Genomic DNA, 20,883 nt, shown 5'->3' on the forward strand with positions numbered 1-20,883 from the left:
GGCCGGGCCCATGGCCCGGCCGTTGTCTGCAAGCCGGGTCAATCCCAGGACAAGGCTCCGCCGGTCTGGTACTCGATCACGCGGGTCTCGAAGAAGTTCTTCTCTTTCTTCAGGTCCATGATCTCGCTCATCCACGGGAACGGATTGACGGTGCCCGGGTACTCCTCCTTCAGGCCGATCTGCGACAGGCGTCGGTTGGCGATGAACTTCAGGTAGTCCTCCATCATCACCGCGTTCATCCCCAGCACTCCGCGCGGCATGGTGTCGCGAGCGTATTCGATCTCCAGCTGGGTGCCCTGCAGGATCATCTGGGTAGCTTCTTCCTTCATCTCGGCATCCCACAGGTGCGGGTTCTCGATCTTGATCTGGTTGATCACGTCGATACCGAAGTTCAGGTGCATGGATTCGTCGCGCAGGATGTACTGGAACTGCTCGGCGACGCCGGTCATTTTGTTGCGCCGGCCCATGGACAGGATCTGGGTGAAGCCGCAGTAGAAGAAGATGCCTTCCAGCACGCAATAGTAGGCGATCAGGTTGCGCAGCAGTTCCTTGTCGGCGAATAGAGTGCCGGTCTTGAAATTCGGGTCGGATATGGCGCGGGTATACCTGAGCCCCCAGGCGGCCTTCTTGGCCACGGTGGGCACCTCGCGGTACATGTTGAAGATCTCGCCCTCATCCATGCCCAGCGACTCGATGCAGTACTGGTAGGCGTGGGTGTGGATCGCTTCCTCGAAGGCCTGGCGCAGGATGTACTGGCGGCACTCGGGGTTGGTGATCAGGCGGTACACGGCCAGGGCCAGGTTGTTGGCGACCAGGGAGTCGGCGGTGGAGAAGAAGCCCAGGTTGCGCATCACGATGCGGCGCTCATCGTCGGTCAGGCCTTCGGCGCTCTTCCACAGGGCGATGTCGGCGGTCATGTTGACCTCTTGCGGCATCCAGTGGTTGGCGCAGCCGTCCAGGTACTTCTGCCAGGCCCAGTCGTACTTCAACGGCACCAGCTGGTTGAGGTCGGCACGGCAGTTGATCATGCGCTTTTCATCGACGGCCACGCGCCCGGCAGCGCCTTCCAGTTCCTCCAGGCCTTGGGTGACGTCCAGCGCATTGAGCGCTTTCTTCGCCCGGACCACCGCGGTCGAGTCACGGGAGTCAATCATCCTGGCGTTCCCGGCAGCGGTATTTCCCGCCGTATCGAGTGCCTCGGCGGCGGTTGTCCGTGGTTCTGATCTATCCGCTACATCAGCTCCTGGGGCCTTGTGGCCGTGTATATCGAGCTCATCCCAATTCAACATTTCATTCATCCTTACCTTGGCCGAACCGACGGGCGACGAACCCATTCGGGCGGTCAACATTCTTCTTGGTGAAAGCCGTTGGCTTCAGAACGCTCCGCCTCAGAAAAAAACACTACATATAGAATAAAAATTAAAACAAAACACCATATGTAGTTAAAAAGGCGAAAACGAGGCACAAGGTATAGAACGAAGACCGGGACGTCAACACAACATATTGTGTTTTTTAAAAATACAAAACACAAAATATAGTACCCACCATCATCCCCATCCCACTCGGTCTGGGTCGGGAATAGCGTTCGCAACCGGTTAAATGCAGGCAACCGGCAGCGCCAAGCCAGATCGACATAGCCCTGCTGCCATCTCGGTGCCATAGCCGTAGCGCGCAGGAGGTGCGGCAATGGCTGGCCCACCGCCTTCCTGCCAGTCGATATCCAGCTTCGCATCGGTCGTGCTCCAGCTGATCCTCACCTGGCCTTCAGGAAGGCTGAGCGCCCCGTGCTTCACGGAATTGGTGAGCAGTTCATGGAGGAACAACTCATGGAGGAACAACGCCAGCCAGTTGGCCAACTGGCCCGGAACCAGGTGCCCGGGCCACTGACGTGGCACTGGGGCTCAAAGGGAAAGAGCACCGACCCCATGAAGGAATGAAGCGCCACCTGGCCGCCGTCGTCCACGGCCACTACCCTGTCGTAGACCCTGGACAGGGCCTTGAACTTGCCGGCGACGATCGTCGCCAACTGGTCGGTGTTGCCATCGGCGCGAGCTTCGCGATCGGCCAGGAGCAGGCCGTCAGGGGTCAGGACCTAGGCCGAGACAGCGAGCCGAAACATAGAGCAATCAAATTTCCCCCCCAATCGTTCGGCACGCCCGGGCAACCGTGCCTTGCAGCGCTCAGGGCAGCCCCCTGGGAGCATTGGCGACAGCCAGCGCCCCGCAGCCCCGCACTGGTGGTTCCCCGGCCCGACGCGCATGATTGGGCGCCACATCCGCGGCACCGCCAGAGGAGTGTTTCAATGTATGAAATTCGCCCCGTATCGCTGCATGGCGTGCTGGCCACCCTGGCGGTGACCCGGGTTCGGGGTGTACCGGACGCGGTGATCCTGCAGGATGCCGGCAAGCTGCCGCAGACCCTCACCGACCCCGACACGGCGATCAGCATGGAACAGGAACTGGTGGTGTTCGACAACGCCCGCCGAGCGTTACCCGAGCCGCACCTGGGCCTGCTGATCGGCAGCTCCATGCCGATTTCCACCCTGGGCCTGCTGGGCTACACCCTGCTGGTGGCGCCAACCCTCGGCGACGCGCTGGATACCGGCCTGCGTTTCCCCATCCAGCTGGCCAGCCAGTTCGCCCCGGCCATGGTCCACCAGGGCGGCGAGCTGCATTTCGTGGCCAACGACTGCCATGGCTTCTTCGAAGGCCACGGTTTTTTCAGCGATGTGTTCCTCAGCGCCAGCCTGCGGGTCATCCGCGACTGCCTGCAATCGAAGAGCGAGCCATTGTGCGTGCACTTCAAGCGCCAGGCGCCCCCGGACCAGGAGCCCTATCGCCAGCTGTTCGGTGGCGACATCCGCTTCGCCAGCCATGGCGATTCGCTCAAGCTGCCCAAGGCCCTGCTGACCCGCCCGCTACCGCTGGCGGACCCGATCAGCTACCAGGCCATGCTCAGGCTGACCCAGGCACGGGAACAGGAACTGCAAACCATCGGCGGTGGCGGTTTGGCCAGTGAAGTGGCCGCCCTGCTCAAGTCCGATATCCAGCGCTACGGCGACCTGCCGGTCGTGGCCCAGGCCCTGAATGTCTCCGAGCGCACCTTGCGCCGTCGCCTGGCCGAGCGAGGGGTGAACTTCAAGCGCCTGCAGAACCTGGCTCGGCACCAGTTGGCCAACCGACTGCTGAGCACCACCCAACTGTCCCTGGATGCCATCAGCCAACAACTGGGTTTCGCCGCGCCCTCCTCCTTCGTGCACGCCTACTGCAAGTGGGCCGGAGTCTCGCCCGGGCGCTTTCGCCGCTCGCTGCGCGGCTGAGCGCCAGTCGACCAGGGCCGGCTACCGCCAGATGAAATGGCCGGAAAAGACAAAAAACTGGCCGGCCTCAGCACCTGGGGCCCGCGCCCGGGCCAGATACTGGTACCCGCTTCATTGCCTGTCCCATTCTAATAATACGGTCGCCCCGAGCAGCCAACGGCTACCTGGGACGGCTGACAGGAGCCTGTCGAATGCGCGCCACCTCCAGCACCGTACAACCCGGCACAGATACCGCCGCCCCTGGATCACGCCTGGCCCGCCGCCTTTCTCTTTCCGATGTACTGGTCTATGGCCTGCTGTACTTCTGCCCCCTGGCCCCCACGGCGGTATTCGGCATCGTCTACGGCATGTCCGGCGGCATGGCGGCCCTGGTCTATGCCGTCGCCGCCCTGGCCATGACCTTCAGTGCCATCAGCTATAGCGAAATGGCCAAGTCGGTGAATGTCAGCGGCTCGGTGTATCGCTACGTCAGCCTCGGCACCAACGCCTTCACCGGCTTCGTCACCGGCTGGCTGATCCTGCTGGACTACTTCCTGCTGCCGGCCCTGCTGTCGATCCTCACCGCCATCGGCATGGTCCTGCAATTTCCGGAAAGCTCGCGGGGCTTCTGGATCCTGATGTTCATCTGGTTGCCGGCACTGCTGAACATCATCGGCCTGAAGCTGACCCTGCGGGTCAACAAACTGTTCCTGCTGGTGCAACTGGTGACCCTGGGCGTGTTCTTCGTCTATTCCCTGTGGGGCGTGTTCCAGCACAGCCATGCCACCGGCCTGCTCACGCCGATCTGGGACGGGCAGCGCTTTGAACTGCTGGCGATACTTTCAGCCATCCCGGTCGCGGCGTTGAGCTTCGTCGGTTTCGACGCGATCTCGGCCCTCAACGAAGAGGCCAGCGGCGGTGGCCGGACCATTTCCAGGGCCACGCTGATGCTGCTGTTGCTGGTGTCCCTGCTGTTCTTCGCCCAGGTGTACCTGGTCAACCTGTTCGTTCCCGCCGGCACCCAATACGACACGGAACAGGCCGAAACCGCCTTCTATAGCCTGAGCCGCGATATCGTCGGCGCCTGGTTCCAGCCGATCATGATCGTGGTGGCCGGCACCGTCTCCGGGGTCGCCAACGCCATCGTCTCGCAGATGACCACCTCGCGGCTGATCTTCAGCATGGCCCGCGACGGACGCTTCCCGGCTTCACTGGCGCGCCTGGATCGGCGGGGCAACCCGGTGGCGGCCCTGTTGTTCGTCGCCATCGTCTCCAGCGTGATCGGCCTGGTGGCGGCCAACCAGGTGCAACTGCTGGTGACCCTGGTCACCTTCGGCGCGCTGTTCGCCTACATCACCTTGCACATCAGCCTGTTCCATCGCTTTCGCAAGCACCCCGAGCGGCACTGGTTCAAGCACGTGGTATCGCCACTGGCCGGCATCCTGATCCTGGTCGCCGCCCTGGCCAGCATGAACGACAACGCCCGCTGGCTGGGAGGCGCCTGGCTGTGCATCGGCCTAGTGCTGGCGCTCATCCTGCATCGCCAAGGCCGCCTGGGCAGCCTCCCGCTCGACCAATGACACCAGGCGCCAGCGCGCCTCTCCTACACCAGACCAAGGCAGCAAGGCATGTACTTCGATCAGCAACAACACATCCCCGCACCAGGCGGACAGATCTGGACCGCCATCAAGCACGGCGCGGACCAACACCCGCCCCTGGTGCTGGTGCATGGCGGACCTGGCTCCAACCACCTTTATCTGTCGAACTTCAGCGAGCACCTAAAGGACCGCACGCTGATCTACTACGACCAACTCGACAGCGGTTACTCGGCCCGCCCCCATGACCCGGCCCACTGGACCCTGGAGCGAGCCTGCGCCGAACTGGCGGCCGTCATCGAGTTCCATGCCCTGGAGCGCTTCCATTTGCTGGGCAGTTCCTGGGGCGGCTCCATCGCCACGGCCTACGCCAGCACTCGGGACCAGCGCCTGGCCAGCCTGGTACTGGCCGGGCCGTTGATCAATGGTGCCGACTGGAACGCCGACAACCACCAGCATCTGCAGCGACTGCCCAGCCCCTGGCGCGAGGTGCTGCTGGCGGGCGACAGCCGGCATCCGCAATTCGCAGCGGCGCTGCAGGTGTTCAACCGCAGGCACATGCTCAGGCTCGACGAGGAGCCAGCGTTCATCACCGAGTCGGACCGCCTGCACAACCCGCAGCTATTTCGGCATATGTGGGGAGTCGCGGACTTCTTTGGCGACGGCACCCTGGCGCAGCTGGACCTGGTCCCCCTGCTGCCGCGAATCCTCTGTCCCGCCTATTTCGTGGTGGGCGAACACGATGAGTGCACTCCGGGCTCCATGCATCGCTACGTGCGCCATCTCAAGCAGGGCAGCGGCCATGTAGTGCCCGATGCGTCCCACCTGGCCCATGTCGAACAGCCAGGGCTGTTCTTCGGCTGGCTCGCAAAAGTCCTCGCACGCCATGACGCCCCGGTCCGAGAGGCGCCGGATCAGTCGAGGACGCCACTGAGCACTTCGTAGATGAGTCCGGTGGCGACGGTTACCAGGATCAGGTCGGTGCCGGCCTGCCGCCACTCATAGCCGTCGTAGCGTGGCAATTGGCCGAGCAGGCGGCCGTCGAGCTTCTTGGCGATGCCGGGGGGCAACGGTTTGCCCCGGGCCAGGTTCTTCTGGATACCCGGCGGCAGCGCCGGACCGGGCCGCCAGTAATCACGATGGCCACTCAAGACCCCCAATACATCGCCACGGTCGATGGACGGACCACCCTGCCAATGACCCTGCTCACCCCCTCGCCCCGGATTGCCGTGCCCCTGGCCATGCTCGACCGAGCCCTGGTCATGGCCTTTACCCTTGCCATGGCCGTTACCGGGATCGGCACCAGCGCCCATGGGGCCGACCATCACGGCCACGCAGGCCAGGGCGACGACCAAAGCTCGTGGAGCGTTCATGCTGGATCTCCTGTCTGGGAAGGGACGTCATGAACTATAGCCACTCCCTGCTGGCGGCAACCTGCCCGTTCACCTGGGCGGTCGCACTCTCCTACAATGGCCGCCTCATGGACCGAGTCCAGGCGCCGGGCGGCGTATCGTCCAAGGCCCCTGGCATTCAAGAGACAGACGATGAAGACCACCACTGCCCTGCTCCTTCTACTGCCTGCGCTACTGGCCGGGTGCGGCCCCGACCAGCTCATCTCCGACCTGCCCTCGCCCGGCGGCACGTATCACGTCGAAATCCGCCAGTGTCCCGAAAGAGGCAGCATCACCTGGGGCCAGAGCCTGCAAGTCTCGGTGCTGGAGGCCGGGAGATCGGAAAAGTGCAATACCTTCATCAGCGCCCTGGCCCAGTTCGGCGGGCAGGAATCGGCAGACCAGCTGCAACTGCAATGGCTCTCCGAAACCGAGTTGCGAGCCTGGCTGCCCAGCTTCAATCCCGAGTACGGCCCCCCGGCGTGGAATCACCGGCAGTCGCCGCTCAAGCTGGTCTTCAGGCCCGAGCCCTGACCCGGTTCGCAGGGCCCTGCCTGGTGAATCGACCAGCAGGAGCTAGCCTGCCGGGCGCATCGGCATCGAAGAACGCTTCCCGGTTCGCTGCGGTCCTACATCAGGGCCCCCGGGCCGAGGCCAGGCTCGTTGTATCGCGTCCGGCCACCAGGGGCTCCTAGTGGAAGGTGCCGCCCGGCGTTCCTCGCGCCATGCCCGATGCGGCGTCCGGCGCCTCGCTCAGTGCGCCTGCTCGGCCTCACCAGCCTGGAGTCGCTCCACATCCCAGCCATCGAAGAACGCGCCATAGGCTTCGGCCAGCTCATTGAACGCGCCGCAACGGCGGGCAAGCTTGTCCGCGGCCAGGACTTCGGTCTTGCTGACGAACAGCGTCCAGTCGCCTTCATCGTCCTGGTGCACGTCCTGGACGACATAGTCGTGATCGACGAGCTCGGAATAGATCCCCATCAGCTCTTCCTCGGCCTTGGCGATGAAGAAGAACCCCCACTTCAACGGACTCGAGGTATCCCAGCCCTCGTGCTGCATCTGCGAATACGTGGCATCGATCGAGGCGTTATTGATTTCCATGGCTGACTCAAACCTGGGTTGAACGACTGCCAACCTGTGGTGGGTTGGTCATATGCGAGACGGATTGCTTCGCCGCGAGCGCTAGGCTCAATCCCAATACACGGTGTAGACGTGGTAGCCGGCCCGGGGCTCTGGCGCGCCAGCGTGCTTGCCATAGGGCCAGCCCTCGCCGAGGCCATCGGCTTCCAGGCCCTCGATCCACTGCTCGGCCACCGCCAGTGGCGCACTGGAATAGATATGGATGTTCTCCGCCGCCGGCCAGTCATCGGACTCCAGCGCCTCGCTCCATTCCTGATGCAGGCCCACATACACGCCCTGGACGTCGGGACGCTGCTCCAGCGCCTTGAAATGCGCGTGGATCCGCGCGAGGCAAGGCCGGCCGAACTCCCACTGATTAGGGGCGATGGACTGCTCCTGGTCGTTACCCTGGAAATACTCGTCCAGGGTTACCAATGGAAGATGCTCCTCGTCCAGCGCCGCCAGCGCCTCGAGTCGCTCCAGCAGTTTTTCTCGATGATTCATGATTTACCTGTAGGTCGAAGTTCTGTTCGCCAGCCCCCACGATGCCTCGGGCAGGGTGCTGCCATCCCTGCGGCGCCAGCTCTGGCACAAGGCTTTGGGCGCGCCGAGCGAGACGCTCCCCACCTTGATCGGCCCGGGCACAGAATTCTGAACCTGTCTCTAGACAAGCCCAGAGCCAAGAGCGGCAGCGCATCACTGCCGTTTGGCAACTTTCATTAGGGTTGTTCGGCCATTTCTTTTAGTCTTTGCCCTGTTTTCGGCCTTTGGGTAGTTAGAAATATGCGAAAGGACGATAACCAGACAGGTGATTCCGGCTTGCTCGCGGCCGCTGGCCAGCCACCGGCCTTCGACATGCAACGCGCAATGCTGGATGCGACCTGCGACTGCATCAAGGTCCTGACTCCGGAAGGTGTCCTGCTGGCCATGAGCGCCGCCGGATGCCTGGCGCTGGGCATTGCACAACCCCAGGTCGAGGGGACAGCCTGGATTCCCCTGCTGCCGCCAGCGGTGCAGGCGGCCGCTCGCCAAGCACTGGCAAAGGCCGCCAGAGGCCAGACGGCCCGCTTTGCCGGCCATAGCCAGGCAACCGGACAACTCACGCATTGGGACAACCTGCTGACTCCGGTCGTTGATCGGGATGGTCGGATCTGTTCCATCGTCTGCGTTTCCCGTGATGTGACCGAGCAGGTTTCATTGCAGCGCGAGCTGGACCAGGCGCTGGAGCGAGAGAAGTTGCTGTCCGCGGAAATGGTGCACCGGATCAAGAACCTGTTCACCGTGGCTGCCGCGGTCATGCTGATGGCTGACAGGGAATCCCGGGCCTCAGGCTCTACCGAGCAGTTGGCCAGGATCGCCGCCAGCAAATTGCAGGCACTGTCCAGGGCGTACTCCACGGTGATGGAGGCGGGCGACGTGGTCAACGTGGAAATGGAAGTCTTCATGAAATCGGTATTGCAGCCCTTCGGTGGACAATGCCAGTTCAGCGGTGCCAGGCACTGCGTGCCCGGCCCGTTGGCCAACCTGCTAGCCTTGTTTCTCCATGAGCTGGCGACCAACTCAGTGAAACATGGGGCCCTCAGCGTTCCTCAAGGGCACATCAAGATCAGCTGGGTCCTGGGCGATGGCGCACTGGGTATTGCCTGGCAAGAGCAAGGCGGCCCGCTGATTTGCGCACCACCGGCCCGGCACGGCTACGGCACCAAGCTCATCGATCAACTGGCCGCCTCCGCTGGCGGGTTGATCGACCGAGACTGGCACCGCCATGGCCTGCAGGTCGGGCTGCGGTTGCCGCTGCACCACGGACAGGTGGATCGATGAGCCAGGACATGCAAGGCCCATGATCGCCCCCGCCCGGTTGAACCGCCTGGTCGTGCTCGCCGGAGCCTGGCACGGTCGCTGTCTCAGGTGCGCTCGCGGTAGCCATACTCGGCCCAGCGCCGCTTGACCTGATCCTGCAGCGCCGGCGGGAACGAATGCTTGAACGAGGCGGTGCCGGCCCGCATCTGCCCGCGGAACTGCTCGGGAAACAGGCAATTGATCACCGCCTTGCCACCGCTGCCCCGGGTCCTGTCGGCCTCATTCAGGTAAGGCACCATGGGAAACTCGCGCTGCTGCGGATAGCTGAAATGGTCATGGGCCGGATGCGAGCGCGTGGCCAGCGCCCAGACCACCTGGTCGATATCGGTGATATCGATGTCGTTGCCCACCAGGATCAGCTTGGGGATCAGGTAGCCGGGGTGGGTGTCGAACACCGTCCGGGCGATCAGGTCGGCGAAGGCCCTGGTCGTGGTGTGCAGGGCCGCCAGGGCGACGGTGTCCACCGCGATCACCGCCCAGCAACTCGCTGCCTCGTACGAGCACCACACCATGTCCACGGGAAGCCCGGCCTGTTGCAGTAGCTCCAGCAACTGCGCCGAGATCATGGTGCCCCAGATGGTGTGGTTTTCCTCGGGCGGCAACCCGGCCACGCAGATCGGCAGGATCGGCCGGTCGCGGAAGGTCACGGCATGGACATGGAACACCGGCTGTTGGTGCCCCACATGATGCTGGTAGCCGTGGTACTCGCCCATGGGGCCCTCCAGCGCCGTCTCGCTGAGGCTGATCTCGCCCTCGAGGATGATTTCCGCCTGGGCCGGCACCCACAGGCCATTGGTCTGGGTCTGGACCAGGTCGATACCCTGGCCCATCAGCGCCCCCACATACCCGGACTCGCTCACCCCGGCCGGCAGCGGCATGCCGGCCACCGCCACGGCCGCCGGTGGTGCGCCCAGGGCCATGGCCCACGGAGTGGCCTTGCCCTGCTGCGTCCACATCTGGCGGATCATGCCGATGTGCTGCGTGGGGATCGCCGGACCGGTGAGCCGGTTCTTGTCGAGCAGCATCAGGCGCCCGATGCCCCAACTGTCCCAGGTACGGTCCGGCGACTGGACGATATGGAAACCATAGGTGCCCAAGTAGCGTCCACCATCTTGCTGATGGAGCAAGGGCGCAGCGAAGCGGGTCAGGTCCACCTCGTCACCGCGCCAGATGTTCTGTTGCACCGGCCCCGCGGGCACATGGCGCGGGGCCACGGGCCGGGCCTTCATCGCCGCGCGGATAGTGGCGACGATGTCTTGCGCGGTGCTGGTCTGCGCCAGCCCCAGGTGCAGGGCCAGGCGCCCGTACTCGGCGCCCGGCTTGCCGCTCATGCCGGCCGGGGCTCCCAGCACCCGCGCGCCCAGGGCATTGCCGGCAATGTTATGGAACAGCGGCGCAGGCAAGCGCTCTTCGTATACCCGCCGGGTGATCGCGGCCATTTCCATGTCGCTGTCGACTTCGACAGTGACGTCGACCAGATCCCCTCTGCTCCTGAGTTCCTCGATGAAGTGCCGAAAGTCCACGGCGCAGTCATGCAAGCTCATGTTTCAACTCCCTGTGGTAGATGGGACGAACTGGCGCTCGTAGGCCAGGACATGCTCGGGGAAGAGCTCGTCATAGGTAGGCGACTCGATGCCCAGCACATGCACTTCCATGGCGTCGATCCCGGCCTCGGCCGAGTAATCGAGAATGCACAGGCCGGCCGCGCGAATCTGCTGGGGGCCAGCGCCTTGCACCGTCAGTCTGAACGCCCCCTGGTCATTCCCGGCGCAAGCCCGGACCTGCTCCTGGATCGCGGCATAACCAGGCCCCGGGACGAAGAGCCCGAAAGCCACGCCCATGGGCGGGTCACCCTGTTCGAGGTCGGACCAGCCAATGAGCTGCCCATGACTGAAGATCTGGAAGCGCCCCATGCCGATACCCTTGAAAGAACCAATGATTGGCTGGCAAGGGTAACCGATCGCCATTCACCATCGCGCGGTGCGGCACTGTCCTGACTCTTTGCACCTGACGGCCGATGTAGGCATCGGCGGCGTTTAATGAGATAAAGCCACAGCCCAGCCCATAGGAACTCTCGATGATGCGCCACCTCAGTACCGCCCTCCCGGGCCTCGTCATGGCGACCCTGCTCTGTGCATGCACCACGCAATTGACCGAGGGCGGGCGCCAGGTGAACCTGGTCACCGCGGCCTCGGCCCAGGCCTGCAAGGTGCTCAAGGCCTTCACCGTCAAGGGTTCGTCCAATGGCGATGCGTTGAACATGGCCTTCAACCGAACGGCCGAGTTGGGCGGCGACAGCGTGAGCGTCATCGATGTCGGCGACGATTCCAGCCTCCAGGCAGCGGCCCTGCAGTGCCGCCGTGATGCGGCGCGCGGCTGAACACCGCCCGCACCTTCACCAGACCCTTTGCACCGTTCCCCTGGTCGTGAGCACGACCTCCAGAGATTTCAGCCAATGTCCAGGAAAACACCCGCAAGGACCAATACCGCCACCGCCGCCGATATCGAACGCTCGATCCAGGCCCTCAACAAGATGGCCGAACGCCTTTGGGGAGATGGCCGGGAAGCCGAGGCGCAGGCGCTGATCAATGCCCTGGACGCCCTGAACCGGGCACTGGATCGCATCCGCATCGGTGAAAGCCGCAGGGCCGTCACGGTCCATTGACCAGGCCTGTTTCCCCGCCAGATCCATGAAAGCAGAGCGCCATTAGCCCATCAGCGCTAGTCGACCCCTTTGCCCTGGTCCGCCTATAGTCCCGTCCCGCCGCCCCGATGCGGGCGTGACCAGAACCACCAAGGAAGGACCACCCATGGCGAACTCTCTGCCGTGCGCCGGGCGTTCGCTGCTGGCGCTCAGCCTGCTGTGCGCCAGCGCCATGGCCGGTACCGCGGGCGATTACTGGATAGTCCACGGCAAGCAGGAGCGCTATCGCCACGAGGTGTTCATTGCCGATGCCGCCGGTATCCTGCACACCCCTGAAGGGGTGCAGCCGGCCATGATCATGCAGATCTTCGAAGACCCGGCCATGCCGGTACTGACGGCCTACGAGATCCAGTACAAGTGCCAGGAACACAAGCTGCGCCTGGACAGCGCCAGGAACATGCGGCGCCTCGACTACGCCTTCAAGGACGCGACCACCAGCCGTGGCTGGATCGATCCGCAACAGTCCGCCTATTGGCTCCAACGCAGCTACGCGTTCGTTTGCGCCCCGGGCAACCGCGACCACAACCGGATGCTGCCGCTCGGCAGGATGTCCAACGTGCAGATGGTCCAGGCCGTCCAGGCGATGTTCGTGGAGCCGCAAGACAATCCGTCCGACCGCACAATGAACCCTGGCCTGGATACGATACTCGACCCTGTACCGTGAAAGACGACGGGACGTATTCAGCACCCGAGCTGATCGGCAAGGTCCAGGAAGTCCCGGGCGTTGATGTCGAACCTTGCATCGAACGCCGTATCGACATCGCCATCAGGACCGAACTCCAAGGGCCTGGCCACAAACGCGGTCTTGAGCCCCAGGGCGCCGGCGGCCAGCAGATCGTACTTGTGGCAGGCGACCATCATCGCATTCCCGGCGCCGATGCCCAGGTAGCGCAGGGCCATCTGGTAGGTGCGTGGGTCGGGCTTGAAGGTGCCGGCCATCTCGGCGGCGAAAATGGCATCCCAGGGCAAGCCACCACTGCGGGAAATGTTGATGACCGCGCTGACGTCGGCATTGGACAGGGTCACCAAAGTGAAACGCGGCTTCAGTCGCCGCAGTCCGGCAACCGCATCGGGCCAGGGCGCGATGGCCTGCCAGGCAAAATTGATCCGTTCGCGCTCATCAAGCGTCAGGAATTGCAGCCCATGGGCCTCGATCACCTCATCCAGGGCTTGCCGGTAGAGGCGATCCACCGAACTCCAGGGCCGCGCACCGGCAAGAATCCCATCCAGCGCCGGCCGGTACTTGCGCCGCCAGGCATCGACGAAACGCCCCCAATCAATGTGCGCCCCGCGGTCGCCTGCCACCTGCCGGGCCTGTTCGGCCACGCTCGAGCGAAAATCGCAGACGGTTCCCTGGACGTCGAAAATCAAGGCTTGCAGCGAACTCATCACCTATTCCCTCCATGCGAGCGATCGAACCTCCCACGCCCTGGCCGCAGGGCACTTGTGGCTCCAAGGCCGGACGACACGCACGCCCCTGCGGCGGTTGCGGCCTTGGCCGGCCGCAGCACGCTCCAGCCGGGGCGCAGCAAGCATAGCAACGGTGCTTGTGACATAGCGTGCCCACAGCCCTTCACCCGCAAGGAACCTGCTGGTTTCCAGCGCGAGGCGCAACGCCCTCAAGCTGCCAGGTGTGCCCGGAAGAACGGCACTACCCTGGCCAACGCCCTTGCCGTCGCTTCAGGCTGGTCGTACAGCTCGTAGTGCGAGGTATTGGGCAAGACCAGCAGTTCCTTGTCTCTGGAGGCCGCGCGGCCATAGAGCTCCTGGCCGTCACGATAGGCCCCGAAGCCTCCGGGCCTGTCACCGATCACCAGCAGCAAAGGTTGGGTCAACAGCACTTCGGCGAGGTGGAAGGCGTCCCAGTCCACCGCCGCCGCGCGACGCGAAAACAGGAAGCTGGTGGGGCCATGCTCGGCACAGCCCCGTGCAGTCTTGTAGTAATCGGTGGCTTCGAGAACATCGATGTCGTTGATTCCGACTTGCTTGGCCGCCGCTACCGATGGCGGCAGCACATCGTCCACCCGCCCTTGGCCACCCCGGGCCTCGGCGGTGCGCTGCGCCGCGATGGCTTCCAGCGTAGCGATTGGATCGTAGCCGCCAAAACCCTCACGGCTCAGGCGTCCGAAATTGACCCCGGTGATGCTCGCCACCGCCCTGATCCGCCGTTCGGACTTGACCGCACTGATGGCATAGCCGCCGCCACCGCAAATGCCCAGCACGCCGATACGATCGGCATCGACATAGGGCAGCGTCACCAGGTAATCGACCACCTGGCGAAAGTCTTCCACGCGCTGCCCCGGGTCCTCGACCAAACGCGGCTCGCCACCGCTGGCGCCCTGGTAGCTGGCGTCGAACGCAATCACCACGAACCCCGCCTTGGCCAGAGCAGCGCCATACAAATTGCCGGAGGTCTGCTCCTTGCAACTGCCGATGGGGTGCGCGCTGATGATGGCCGGATACTGCTTGTCGCTGTCGAACTGGGGTGGGAAGTGCAGGTCCGCGGCGATGTGCCAGGCCATGCCTGGGTTGCGGAACTGGACGGTTTCAATCGTGTGGCTCATGACCGGATCCTTGCATTGATGATGACAACCGGGGTTATGCCTGCTTCGGCAGTTGCCGTGTGCCCTGCAGGTTAGGCCTTGAGCGGTCTATTGATAATCCTTCAGAATCAGCATTCAGTCATAAGCAGGCTTGATAAATGCAAGGGCATCGACTTCGAGACCTGGAAGCTTTCCTCGCGGTAGCGGAAGAAGCCAGCTTCACCCGCGCAGCCGCGCGGCTGGGCATTTCGCAATCGGCCCTGAGCCAAGTCGTCCGCGGGCTGGAGGAAAGCCTCGGCTTGCCACTGTTCGCTCGCACCACCCGCAGCGTATCGGTGACGCCGGCCGGCGAGCGCTTGCTGCTGCTCATCGGGCCGGCGGTGGGCCAGATCCACGCGGGGCTGGAGAAAGTCACCGAGCTGCGGGACAAGCCCTCGGGCACCATCCGCATCAGTGCCGATGAATACGCGGTGCACAGCGTGCTGCAACCGGCGCTCAGGCACTTCCTGCCGCAATACCCGGATATCAACGTCGAACTCACCGTCGACTACGGCCTGACCGATATCATCAGTGGCCGCTACGATGCCGGTGTGCGCCGGGGCGGGTTGGTGGCCAAGGACATGATTGCGGTGAACATCAGTGCACCGCACCCGATGAGCGTGGTGGGCTCGCCCGCCTACCTCGCGCAGCGCCAAGCGCCGCAGCAGCCGCGAGACCTGACCGACCACGCCTGCATCAATCTGCGCCTGCCCACCCATGGCGAGCACTTCGCCTGGGTGTTCGCCAAGACGGGCCAGGAGCAACGGGTCCGGGTCGAGGGCCAGTTCATCAGCAACAGCATCGCCTCGGCGCGCGAAGCTGCCTTGCACGGCCTGGGCCTGGCGTACCTGCCCCTGGCCTACGTCAGTGATGCCCTGGAGAGCGGGCAGCTCGTCGAAGTGCTGCCGCAATGGCGCAAGACATTCGAACCCTATTACCTGTACTACCCCAGCCGCCGTCACCCATCGGCAGCCTTTACCCTGCTGCTCGAGGCATTGCGCCACAAACCACAGGCCACAGCGTTATCGACCTGAGGTGTGCCGAATGGCTCCCGGCGGCTGACCATTGATGCGCTTGAAGGCCCTGCTGTGGGCCGCCAGGCACATGGGACTTCCAATGGTTCACGCTGATGCGCATGGCGCCACCCAAGATGGCCCGCACGGCATCGGAGTGGACTTGCTCCGGCGCCCGGGAATCGTCATCGGCATGTGCGGCTGCGTGCTTGCCCATACCGGCCTGTGGCCGCGACATGGCGCGGCCACAGGCCCGGCGCTGCACATTTGAACGAAGCGGGAGCTGATCAGGGGCGGGGTTGCCCATGCACCGCCCGCAGGAAATCGGCCGCCAGGTGATGCGCCCATGAACGCGCCGTAAAGCCTGCGAGATAAGCGCAGTGGCTGCCTCGCCGGGTAACGGCCAACAACGTCCTGGGCATGCGTGACAGGGCGTTCTGGTGATCGCGCACGTTACCCAGTACGCAGACCGGATCATCCTCGGCGTTGAGCACCAGCAGCGGGATGGTCACGGTCTCCATCACCAGCATCGGGTTGCAGGCCTCGAGGAAGGCTTGCTGGGTGGGATAACCCGCGCACTCGTACAGGTGCCGGTGGAACTCATCCAGGCTCTGCGCACCCTCCAGGGCCGCCAGGCTGGGCAAGTGCGCCAGCGCCTGGCGATTGGGGGCCACGAACTGGCGCACCAGTTTCCTGGCCATCAAGCGGGTATAGGGCGCACGTGCACGGCCGAAAGCCACGCGGATGTCGTAGCCCGGGCAATAGGCGAAGGCGCCCCGCAACGGCGTATCGGCGCCCTGCTCGCCCAGGTAGCGGATCAGCAAGCCGGTGCCGGCGGAGATGCCGGCAGCGTACAGCGCCGATTGCGGGTAGCGCTCGGCGATCAGCCGCAGTTGTTCGCGCAGATCGGCGGTATCACCCATGGTGTTGAAACGCGGGCTGGTCAGCGGCAACTGGCCGTGGCCGCGACGCTCGCATAGCACCACGCGCCAGCCGGTGAGCCGCCTAAGATCACGGACGAAGCCACGCATGCTGTGTGGCGAGCCGGTGATGGTATGCAGCACCACCAGGGTCGGGACCTGCTCCGGCAGATCGCAGCCAAGCCAGTGCAGCGCGGTGGTGCCGCCATCGGCCATGCGCAAGGTATCGACATGCTCGTAGCTCAGGCGCGCAGCCAGGACCTTCTTCAACCCCAGCCCAAGCAGTTGCAGGTGACCGTTGAACAACCAGGGCGTGGCCCAGAAGCGTCGGCTCAAGCGCGGTACTTGGGCAATCAGCGCCTGGTTCTGCGGGTTGGGCTGGTAGATCAACTGTGGCCTGCGTGCGGCCGTGAACAGATAGTACGCACCCAGCCCGACAGCCAGCACGGCACAGGTGCTGATCCAAATCGACATCCAGAGTCCCTCGATCAAAATGTGCAACACAGGTTCAGGTCGCTACGCTGGCCAAGACCCGGCCCCACGTCAATACCTGGCTTCAGCCCCGGGGCCGATTGCGCACCACCTCTTCTTCTAGTTGCAGGAGCAAGCGCTGCAGGCGAGGTTCGCGCGCAACATGCCAATCCGTGAACACATTGAAGATGCCGCGCATGATCGAAATGGGCGCCCAGCGAAAAGGCGCGGTGATACGCGGCTGGCGCTTGCGCAGTCCGCGCACCACGCCACGGCCGATCACTTCCGGTCCCACCGGCTGGTTCAAGAACGGCGCAACCCCGATTTCGTTCATCTTGGTGGCGATGGCGTTGCCACCGAAGGCAACCTTGGCGATGGCGGTATTCACCCAGCCCGGATAGAGCACGCTGGCAGTGGCGCCGGTACTGCCCAACTCGGCGCGCAGCGAGCGAGTCAGCGACTCCACCGCCGCCTTGGACAAGGCGTAGGGCGCATTGGCCATGCCATTGAGATAGGCGTAGGTCGACGAAGTGACCAGGATCTGCCCGCGGTTGCGCACGACTTCCGGCAATGCCGCGCGCACCGTATGCCACACGCCGAACAGGTCCACTTCGACGATGCGCCGGAACTCATCCTCATCGCAGGTGCGCAAGGTCGCCGGCGTACCCTTCCAGGAAATGCCGGCGTTGGCGAAGGCCACATCCAGATGGCCAAAGCGTTCCACAGCCTGGTGTACCACCTGCCTGGACGCCGCGCTGTCGGTCACGTCCAGCTCCAGGGCCAGCACTCGTTGGCCATCGAACTCCTGGGCCAACAGGTCCACCGCCTCCTGCCGGGTATCGGTCAGCACCAGGTTGGCGCCGTGCACATACAGCTCCCGGGCGGTGGCGGAGCCGATGCCGCCGGCCGCACCGGTGATCAGGACAACTTTGCCGTGAAGGTCGTAGTTCATGCTGTCTGTCTCTTGTTGTTGGGTCGGGAAACTGCCGCGCCGCCTTGCCTACGACCTGGCTGCCAGCCAGTACCCCGCCCCGCCATCGAGGTCATGACCCACGGGACAGCGCCGGCCTGCGGTGCTCAGGACGTCTTGCGGGTGTTCGTGAGTCGTACCGCTTCAGCCACCTTGCTTGGCTCGAAGCCGATCCGCTCGATCAAGCGCCGCAGCAGACCGCATGTTTTGGCGACCATGCCGTTGCTGCTCGGCACCGTGACCAGGTCACGCCGGCGCTCGATGCAGTCGACGAGGGAAGCAACCACCTGGTCCAGCGCCACGAACTTCCAGATGCCCCGGTGGTTGTTCCACACCAGGGCGCTGCACGGATGATCGATGACCGCCTCCATCATCGGCGTCTGGAAGAACGTCGGATGAAAACTCCCCACCCCGACGCCCTGGGGCTTGAGCTCCAGGCGAATGCTAACGCCGCCATCGAGGAGATGGCCAGCAGGTAACCCTGGCGCGCCTTTACATACGGCAGAGCGGCACGGAAGGTGCGCCAGACGCCGTTGAGGTTGATATCGACAACCCGGTCGAAGGCGGCGGGTTCCATGGACTCCAGCGATTCGGGAGAGCCGATGCCCGCCCCGGCGATCACCACATCGATGCCGCCAAAATGCCCTGCCGCATGCTTGAGCGCCGCCTCCAGACTCTGCAGCGAACACGCGTCGGCCACCCAGCCAGCGGCAACGCCGGGACCGCCCAGATCGATTGCCAGGGCATTGAGGCTGTCGCGGTCCAGGTCCAACAGGACCAGCTTGGCCCCCTTCCCGCGCAGCGCGATGGCAGCGGCCCTGCCAAGGCCGCCGGTGGCGCCGGTGATGGCGATGACGCGATCTCTGAGTACGTAACGGGTCATGGTTGCTTTCCTAGCGAGTCTTGGATGCAGGGAGTGCACAGGCCGCGTTATCCAAGGGAGCGCCGCTCAGGCTCATTGCTCTTTGGCGCCACCGGGACCGTGCGCAGGAGGAAGTCGACCTGGTCGGCCACCACTTCCTCGAACGGCTTGCCGACATAGATAGCGAAGTGGCCGTAGGGATAACGCTTGATTTCGTGATGCGGAGCGCGCCCGGCGTGTCGCAGGGTCGCCTTGGCCGGAGCCACGCTATCGGGGTCGCAAACGCTGAACAGCACGGGAGCTTGAATCGCGGGAGTCCGGCGCCCGGGGTAGTAGCGGATGATGTCCAGGGCGAAGCGTGCGGCGATTTCGTTGCGATTGCTGGCACCGGGAGCGATCAGCCCGTGGTACCCGCCCCAGCTATCGGGCGAAGTCATGAACGCCGTCTCACCCGGCTGGCCGGCGAGCGCGGCCATCACCGGCCTGGCACCGAGCATCGCGCCGAGGCGGTCCAGCACCGCCAGCGCGGTGAGCTTGATGGACACCAGCGGCTGGGTGACGAGACTGGAGGCCAGGCCATCGGTGAAGGGGCACTGGGAAATCACTGCGGCCACCCGCGGGTCCTCGGCGGCGATCGTCAGCACATGCCCGCCACCAAAGGAGGTGCCCCAGATCGCCACACGCTCCGGGTCCACCTGCGCAAGGCTTCGAGCGTGGGCAAGCGCGGCATGCCAATCCTCCAGCTGGCGCTTGATATCCAGCAATTGGCGAAGCTCGCCATCGCTGTCGCCAAAGTGCCGGTAATCAAAGGCCAGGCAGGCGTACCCGGCCGCCACGAAGCGTTGAGCGAAAGCAGGAATACGCATTCCCCGGGTGCCGCCCAGCCCGTGGCCCATCACCACCACAGGGAACGGGCCGGCACCTGCCGGCCGATAGAAGTCGGCTACGCAGCGAGTGGCATTGGAGTAGAAGTGCAGCGTTGTCGAGACCGGGGATTCACTGATATCGCTCATGGTTCGCTTCCGTTGGAATAGCTGGCGTGATTGCATTGTTGGCAAGGTAAAACGGCCCTGCTTGACGCTATCCGCCGGGCCGCTTATCAGTTCACGCCAACAACACAGTGGGCTGCGGCCCGGCAGGCGCGTGCGGTTAGCCTGCCTCCGGGGGATTGGCCTGCTCTCTGACAGCCTTGGCGACGCGGTCAGGGTCGAAGCCAATGCGCTCGATGATCCGCCGTAGCAGCCCGGGCGCCTTGGCCACCAGGCTGTTGCTCCCCGGCACGGTGACCGTGTCGCGCCGACGCTCGATGCAGTCGACCAGCGCCGCGACCACCTGCTCCAGCGACACCAATTTCCAGAGCCCCTGGTGGTTGTTCCAGACCAGCGCACTGCAACGCCCCTGGAGCGCGGCATCCATCATGGGTGTCATGAAGAACGTCGGGTGAAGAGACCCGACCCCTACCCGCAACTGCGCCAACTCCAGGCGAATGCTGTCGCACATGGCCCAGACGCCAGCCTTGCTGGCGCAGTAATGGGCGTTCAGCGGCGAATGCACGAAGGCAGCCATGGACGAGACGGCCAACAAGTAACCCTGGCGTTTCCTCACATGGGGAAGCGCCGCGCGGAAGGTCCGCCACACGCCGTTGAGGTTGATATCGATAGTCCGCTCGAAAACCTCCGGGCTCATGGACTCCATGCTTTCCTGGGTAGCCACGCCGGCGGCCGCCACCACCACGTCGACTCCCCCGAAGTGCTGCGCAACGGCCGCCAGGGCCGTCTCCAGGCTATGCAGCGAGCGCACGTCAGCGACCCAGCCCGCCACCTCATCGGGCTTACCCAAGGTCGCGGCCTGTTTATCCAGGACCTCAAGATCCAGGTCCAGCAATGCCAGCTTGGCCCCCCTGCCCCGCAGCGCCTGGGCCGCGGCTCTACCCAGTCCTCCTGTGGCGCCGGTGATGGCGATCACGCGGCCTTTGAGGTCGTAGTTGTTCATGGCAGCACCTTCAGCAAGTCTCGGGGAGGGGTGGGCAAGCACTCTGTGCAGCAGCGCATCGCGCTCGAAGCAGCGTGTATGGGCATTCTTGACCACTCCCCAAAGA

The 20,883-nt window shown here is 64.3% G+C and carries 23 protein-coding genes and 1 pseudogene; 9 read left to right on the top strand and 15 right to left on the bottom strand.

Annotated features, from left to right (window positions below; genetic code table 11):
- Positions 1–38 precede the first annotated feature (38 nt).
- A pseudogene (locus H7A76_RS16190) lies at positions 39–1,175 on the bottom strand (ribonucleotide-diphosphate reductase subunit beta); the annotation flags it as partial.
- Positions 1,176–1,595: 420 nt separating this feature from the next.
- Positions 1,596–1,856: a hypothetical protein gene (locus tag H7A76_RS16195; protein ID WP_185699422.1), complete on the bottom strand. Its 261-nt coding sequence runs from the start codon at positions 1,854–1,856 to the stop codon at positions 1,596–1,598.
- Positions 1,857–2,302: 446 nt separating this feature from the next.
- On the opposite strand from H7A76_RS16195, the gene H7A76_RS16200 reads away from it, so the two are divergent.
- The 3 genes from H7A76_RS16200 (at position 2,303) to H7A76_RS16210 (ending at position 5,838) form a co-directional block, all read left to right on the top strand.
- Positions 2,303–3,319 (top strand): AraC family transcriptional regulator, encoded by a 1,017-nt coding sequence (locus H7A76_RS16200; RefSeq protein WP_185699423.1) that lies wholly within the window; start codon positions 2,303–2,305, stop codon positions 3,317–3,319.
- A gap of 191 nt (positions 3,320–3,510) precedes the next feature.
- Entirely contained in the window at positions 3,511–4,878 is a 1,368-nt protein-coding gene (locus H7A76_RS16205) for an APC family permease (protein WP_185699424.1), read from the top strand.
- A gap of 48 nt (positions 4,879–4,926) precedes the next feature.
- Positions 4,927–5,838: a proline iminopeptidase-family hydrolase gene (locus H7A76_RS16210; protein WP_185699425.1), complete on the top strand. Its 912-nt coding sequence runs from the start codon at positions 4,927–4,929 to the stop codon at positions 5,836–5,838.
- Here the strand turns inward: H7A76_RS16210 and H7A76_RS16215 are convergent.
- Positions 5,808–6,266 (bottom strand): anti-virulence regulator CigR family protein, encoded by a 459-nt coding sequence (locus tag H7A76_RS16215; RefSeq protein ID WP_185699426.1) that lies wholly within the window; start codon positions 6,264–6,266, stop codon positions 5,808–5,810. The genes H7A76_RS16210 and H7A76_RS16215 overlap by 31 nt on opposite strands.
- A gap of 171 nt (positions 6,267–6,437) precedes the next feature.
- On the opposite strand from H7A76_RS16215, the gene H7A76_RS16220 reads away from it, so the two are divergent.
- Positions 6,438–6,818: a hypothetical protein gene (locus tag H7A76_RS16220; RefSeq protein ID WP_185699427.1), complete on the top strand. Its 381-nt coding sequence runs from the start codon at positions 6,438–6,440 to the stop codon at positions 6,816–6,818.
- Positions 6,819–7,037: 219 nt separating this feature from the next.
- Here H7A76_RS16220 and H7A76_RS16225 read toward each other — a convergent pair whose 3' ends face one another.
- Both H7A76_RS16225 and H7A76_RS16230 read right to left on the bottom strand, forming a co-directional pair.
- On the bottom strand, positions 7,038–7,385 hold the full coding sequence (locus H7A76_RS16225; RefSeq protein WP_185699428.1) for a ribonuclease E inhibitor RraB: 348 nt from the start codon (positions 7,383–7,385) through the stop codon (positions 7,038–7,040).
- A gap of 87 nt (positions 7,386–7,472) precedes the next feature.
- Positions 7,473–7,907, bottom strand: a complete 435-nt coding sequence (locus H7A76_RS16230) for a hypothetical protein (protein ID WP_185699429.1) — start codon at positions 7,905–7,907, stop codon at positions 7,473–7,475.
- A gap of 279 nt (positions 7,908–8,186) precedes the next feature.
- On the opposite strand from H7A76_RS16230, the gene H7A76_RS16235 reads away from it, so the two are divergent.
- Positions 8,187–9,224 (top strand): PAS domain-containing protein, encoded by a 1,038-nt coding sequence (locus H7A76_RS16235; protein WP_185699430.1) that lies wholly within the window; start codon positions 8,187–8,189, stop codon positions 9,222–9,224.
- Positions 9,225–9,307: 83 nt separating this feature from the next.
- On the opposite strand, the gene H7A76_RS16240 is transcribed toward H7A76_RS16235, so the two are convergent.
- Together H7A76_RS16240 and H7A76_RS16245 are read right to left on the bottom strand one after the other, a co-directional pair.
- Entirely contained in the window at positions 9,308–10,801 is a 1,494-nt protein-coding gene (locus H7A76_RS16240; protein WP_221775252.1) for a UbiD family decarboxylase, read from the bottom strand.
- Between the two features lie 9 nt (positions 10,802–10,810).
- Positions 10,811–11,176, bottom strand: coding sequence for a hypothetical protein (locus H7A76_RS16245; protein ID WP_185699432.1), 366 nt, complete (start codon positions 11,174–11,176; stop codon positions 10,811–10,813).
- 164 nt (positions 11,177–11,340) lie between these two features.
- Between H7A76_RS16245 and H7A76_RS16250 the strand changes: the two genes are divergently transcribed.
- The 3 genes from H7A76_RS16250 (at position 11,341) to H7A76_RS16260 (ending at position 12,631) form a co-directional block, all read left to right on the top strand.
- Positions 11,341–11,643 (top strand): hypothetical protein, encoded by a 303-nt coding sequence (locus H7A76_RS16250; protein WP_185699433.1) that lies wholly within the window; start codon positions 11,341–11,343, stop codon positions 11,641–11,643.
- Positions 11,644–11,718: 75 nt separating this feature from the next.
- Positions 11,719–11,928, top strand: a complete 210-nt coding sequence (locus tag H7A76_RS16255; protein ID WP_185699434.1) for a hypothetical protein — start codon at positions 11,719–11,721, stop codon at positions 11,926–11,928.
- Between the two features lie 145 nt (positions 11,929–12,073).
- A complete protein-coding gene (locus tag H7A76_RS16260; protein WP_185699435.1) occupies positions 12,074–12,631 on the top strand; it encodes a hypothetical protein in 558 nt (185 codons plus the stop codon).
- A 17-nt stretch (positions 12,632–12,648) separates the two neighbouring features.
- On the opposite strand, the gene H7A76_RS16265 is transcribed toward H7A76_RS16260, so the two are convergent.
- Positions 12,649–13,356: a haloacid dehalogenase type II gene (locus H7A76_RS16265; RefSeq protein ID WP_185699436.1), complete on the bottom strand. Its 708-nt coding sequence runs from the start codon at positions 13,354–13,356 to the stop codon at positions 12,649–12,651.
- Between the two features lie 230 nt (positions 13,357–13,586).
- Entirely contained in the window at positions 13,587–14,531 is a 945-nt protein-coding gene (locus H7A76_RS16270; protein ID WP_221775247.1) for an alpha/beta hydrolase, read from the bottom strand.
- A gap of 137 nt (positions 14,532–14,668) precedes the next feature.
- On the opposite strand from H7A76_RS16270, the gene H7A76_RS16275 reads away from it, so the two are divergent.
- On the top strand, positions 14,669–15,583 hold the full coding sequence (locus tag H7A76_RS16275; RefSeq protein WP_185699437.1) for a LysR family transcriptional regulator: 915 nt from the start codon (positions 14,669–14,671) through the stop codon (positions 15,581–15,583).
- Positions 15,584–15,849: 266 nt separating this feature from the next.
- Here the strand turns inward: H7A76_RS16275 and H7A76_RS16280 are convergent, their stop codons facing one another.
- From H7A76_RS16280 to H7A76_RS16300, 6 genes are all read right to left on the bottom strand, one after another.
- The gene (locus H7A76_RS16280; RefSeq protein ID WP_185699438.1) at positions 15,850–16,956 is read right to left on the bottom strand and encodes a YheT family hydrolase; all 1,107 of its coding nucleotides are present in this window, start codon (positions 16,954–16,956) and stop codon (positions 15,850–15,852) included.
- Positions 16,957–17,038: 82 nt separating this feature from the next.
- Positions 17,039–17,905 carry an SDR family NAD(P)-dependent oxidoreductase gene (locus tag H7A76_RS16285; protein ID WP_185699439.1) on the bottom strand — a complete coding sequence of 289 codons (867 nt, stop codon included), beginning with the start codon at positions 17,903–17,905 and terminating at the stop codon, positions 17,039–17,041.
- A gap of 125 nt (positions 17,906–18,030) precedes the next feature.
- Complete coding sequence (locus H7A76_RS32360; protein WP_260497987.1) at positions 18,031–18,294, bottom strand: hypothetical protein; 264 nt, start codon at positions 18,292–18,294, stop codon at positions 18,031–18,033.
- The gene (locus H7A76_RS16290) at positions 18,294–18,806 is read right to left on the bottom strand and encodes an SDR family NAD(P)-dependent oxidoreductase (protein WP_260497988.1); all 513 of its coding nucleotides are present in this window, start codon (positions 18,804–18,806) and stop codon (positions 18,294–18,296) included. The genes H7A76_RS32360 and H7A76_RS16290 overlap by 1 nt, the downstream gene beginning before the upstream one ends.
- 47 nt (positions 18,807–18,853) lie before the next feature.
- The gene (locus H7A76_RS16295) at positions 18,854–19,798 is read right to left on the bottom strand and encodes an alpha/beta hydrolase (protein WP_260497989.1); all 945 of its coding nucleotides are present in this window, start codon (positions 19,796–19,798) and stop codon (positions 18,854–18,856) included.
- Positions 19,799–19,934: 136 nt separating this feature from the next.
- Positions 19,935–20,777, bottom strand: coding sequence for an SDR family NAD(P)-dependent oxidoreductase (locus tag H7A76_RS16300; protein ID WP_185699440.1), 843 nt, complete (start codon positions 20,775–20,777; stop codon positions 19,935–19,937).
- Positions 20,778–20,883 lie beyond the last annotated feature (106 nt).

It is taken from the genome of Pseudomonas sp. MSSRFD41 (assembly GCF_014230245.1).
Classification (GTDB): Bacteria; Pseudomonadota; Gammaproteobacteria; order Pseudomonadales; family Pseudomonadaceae; genus Aquipseudomonas; species Aquipseudomonas piscis.

What these genes read in the sequence shown, in the direction of transcription:
- H7A76_RS16200 (WP_185699423.1), top strand. Translation starts at nt 2,303, where the DNA reads ATGTATGAAATTCGCCCCGTATCGCTGCATGGCGTGCTGGCCACCCTG.
- H7A76_RS16205 (WP_185699424.1), top strand. Translation starts at nt 3,511, where the DNA reads ATGCGCGCCACCTCCAGCACCGTACAACCCGGCACAGATACCGCCGCC.
- H7A76_RS16210 (WP_185699425.1), top strand. Translation starts at nt 4,927, where the DNA reads ATGTACTTCGATCAGCAACAACACATCCCCGCACCAGGCGGACAGATC.
- H7A76_RS16215 (WP_185699426.1), bottom strand. Translation starts at nt 6,266, where the DNA reads ATGAACGCTCCACGAGCTTTGGTCGTCGCCCTGGCCTGCGTGGCCGTG.
- H7A76_RS16220 (WP_185699427.1), top strand. Translation starts at nt 6,438, where the DNA reads ATGAAGACCACCACTGCCCTGCTCCTTCTACTGCCTGCGCTACTGGCC.
- H7A76_RS16225 (WP_185699428.1), bottom strand. Translation starts at nt 7,385, where the DNA reads ATGGAAATCAATAACGCCTCGATCGATGCCACGTATTCGCAGATGCAG.
- H7A76_RS16230 (WP_185699429.1), bottom strand. Translation starts at nt 7,907, where the DNA reads ATGAATCATCGAGAAAAACTGCTGGAGCGACTCGAGGCGCTGGCGGCG.
- H7A76_RS16235 (WP_185699430.1), top strand. Translation starts at nt 8,187, where the DNA reads ATGCGAAAGGACGATAACCAGACAGGTGATTCCGGCTTGCTCGCGGCC.
- H7A76_RS16245 (WP_185699432.1), bottom strand. Translation starts at nt 11,176, where the DNA reads ATGGGGCGCTTCCAGATCTTCAGTCATGGGCAGCTCATTGGCTGGTCC.
- H7A76_RS16250 (WP_185699433.1), top strand. Translation starts at nt 11,341, where the DNA reads ATGATGCGCCACCTCAGTACCGCCCTCCCGGGCCTCGTCATGGCGACC.
- H7A76_RS16255 (WP_185699434.1), top strand. Translation starts at nt 11,719, where the DNA reads ATGTCCAGGAAAACACCCGCAAGGACCAATACCGCCACCGCCGCCGAT.
- H7A76_RS16260 (WP_185699435.1), top strand. Translation starts at nt 12,074, where the DNA reads ATGGCGAACTCTCTGCCGTGCGCCGGGCGTTCGCTGCTGGCGCTCAGC.
- H7A76_RS16265 (WP_185699436.1), bottom strand. Translation starts at nt 13,356, where the DNA reads ATGAGTTCGCTGCAAGCCTTGATTTTCGACGTCCAGGGAACCGTCTGC.
- H7A76_RS16270 (WP_221775247.1), bottom strand. Translation starts at nt 14,531, where the DNA reads ATGAGCCACACGATTGAAACCGTCCAGTTCCGCAACCCAGGCATGGCC.
- H7A76_RS16275 (WP_185699437.1), top strand. Translation starts at nt 14,669, where the DNA reads ATGCAAGGGCATCGACTTCGAGACCTGGAAGCTTTCCTCGCGGTAGCG.
- H7A76_RS16280 (WP_185699438.1), bottom strand. Translation starts at nt 16,956, where the DNA reads ATGTCGATTTGGATCAGCACCTGTGCCGTGCTGGCTGTCGGGCTGGGT.
- H7A76_RS16285 (WP_185699439.1), bottom strand. Translation starts at nt 17,905, where the DNA reads ATGAACTACGACCTTCACGGCAAAGTTGTCCTGATCACCGGTGCGGCC.
- H7A76_RS32360 (WP_260497987.1), bottom strand. Translation starts at nt 18,294, where the DNA reads ATGGAGGCGGTCATCGATCATCCGTGCAGCGCCCTGGTGTGGAACAAC.
- H7A76_RS16290 (WP_260497988.1), bottom strand. Translation starts at nt 18,806, where the DNA reads ATGACCCGTTACGTACTCAGAGATCGCGTCATCGCCATCACCGGCGCC.
- H7A76_RS16295 (WP_260497989.1), bottom strand. Translation starts at nt 19,798, where the DNA reads ATGAGCGATATCAGTGAATCCCCGGTCTCGACAACGCTGCACTTCTAC.
- H7A76_RS16300 (WP_185699440.1), bottom strand. Translation starts at nt 20,777, where the DNA reads ATGAACAACTACGACCTCAAAGGCCGCGTGATCGCCATCACCGGCGCC.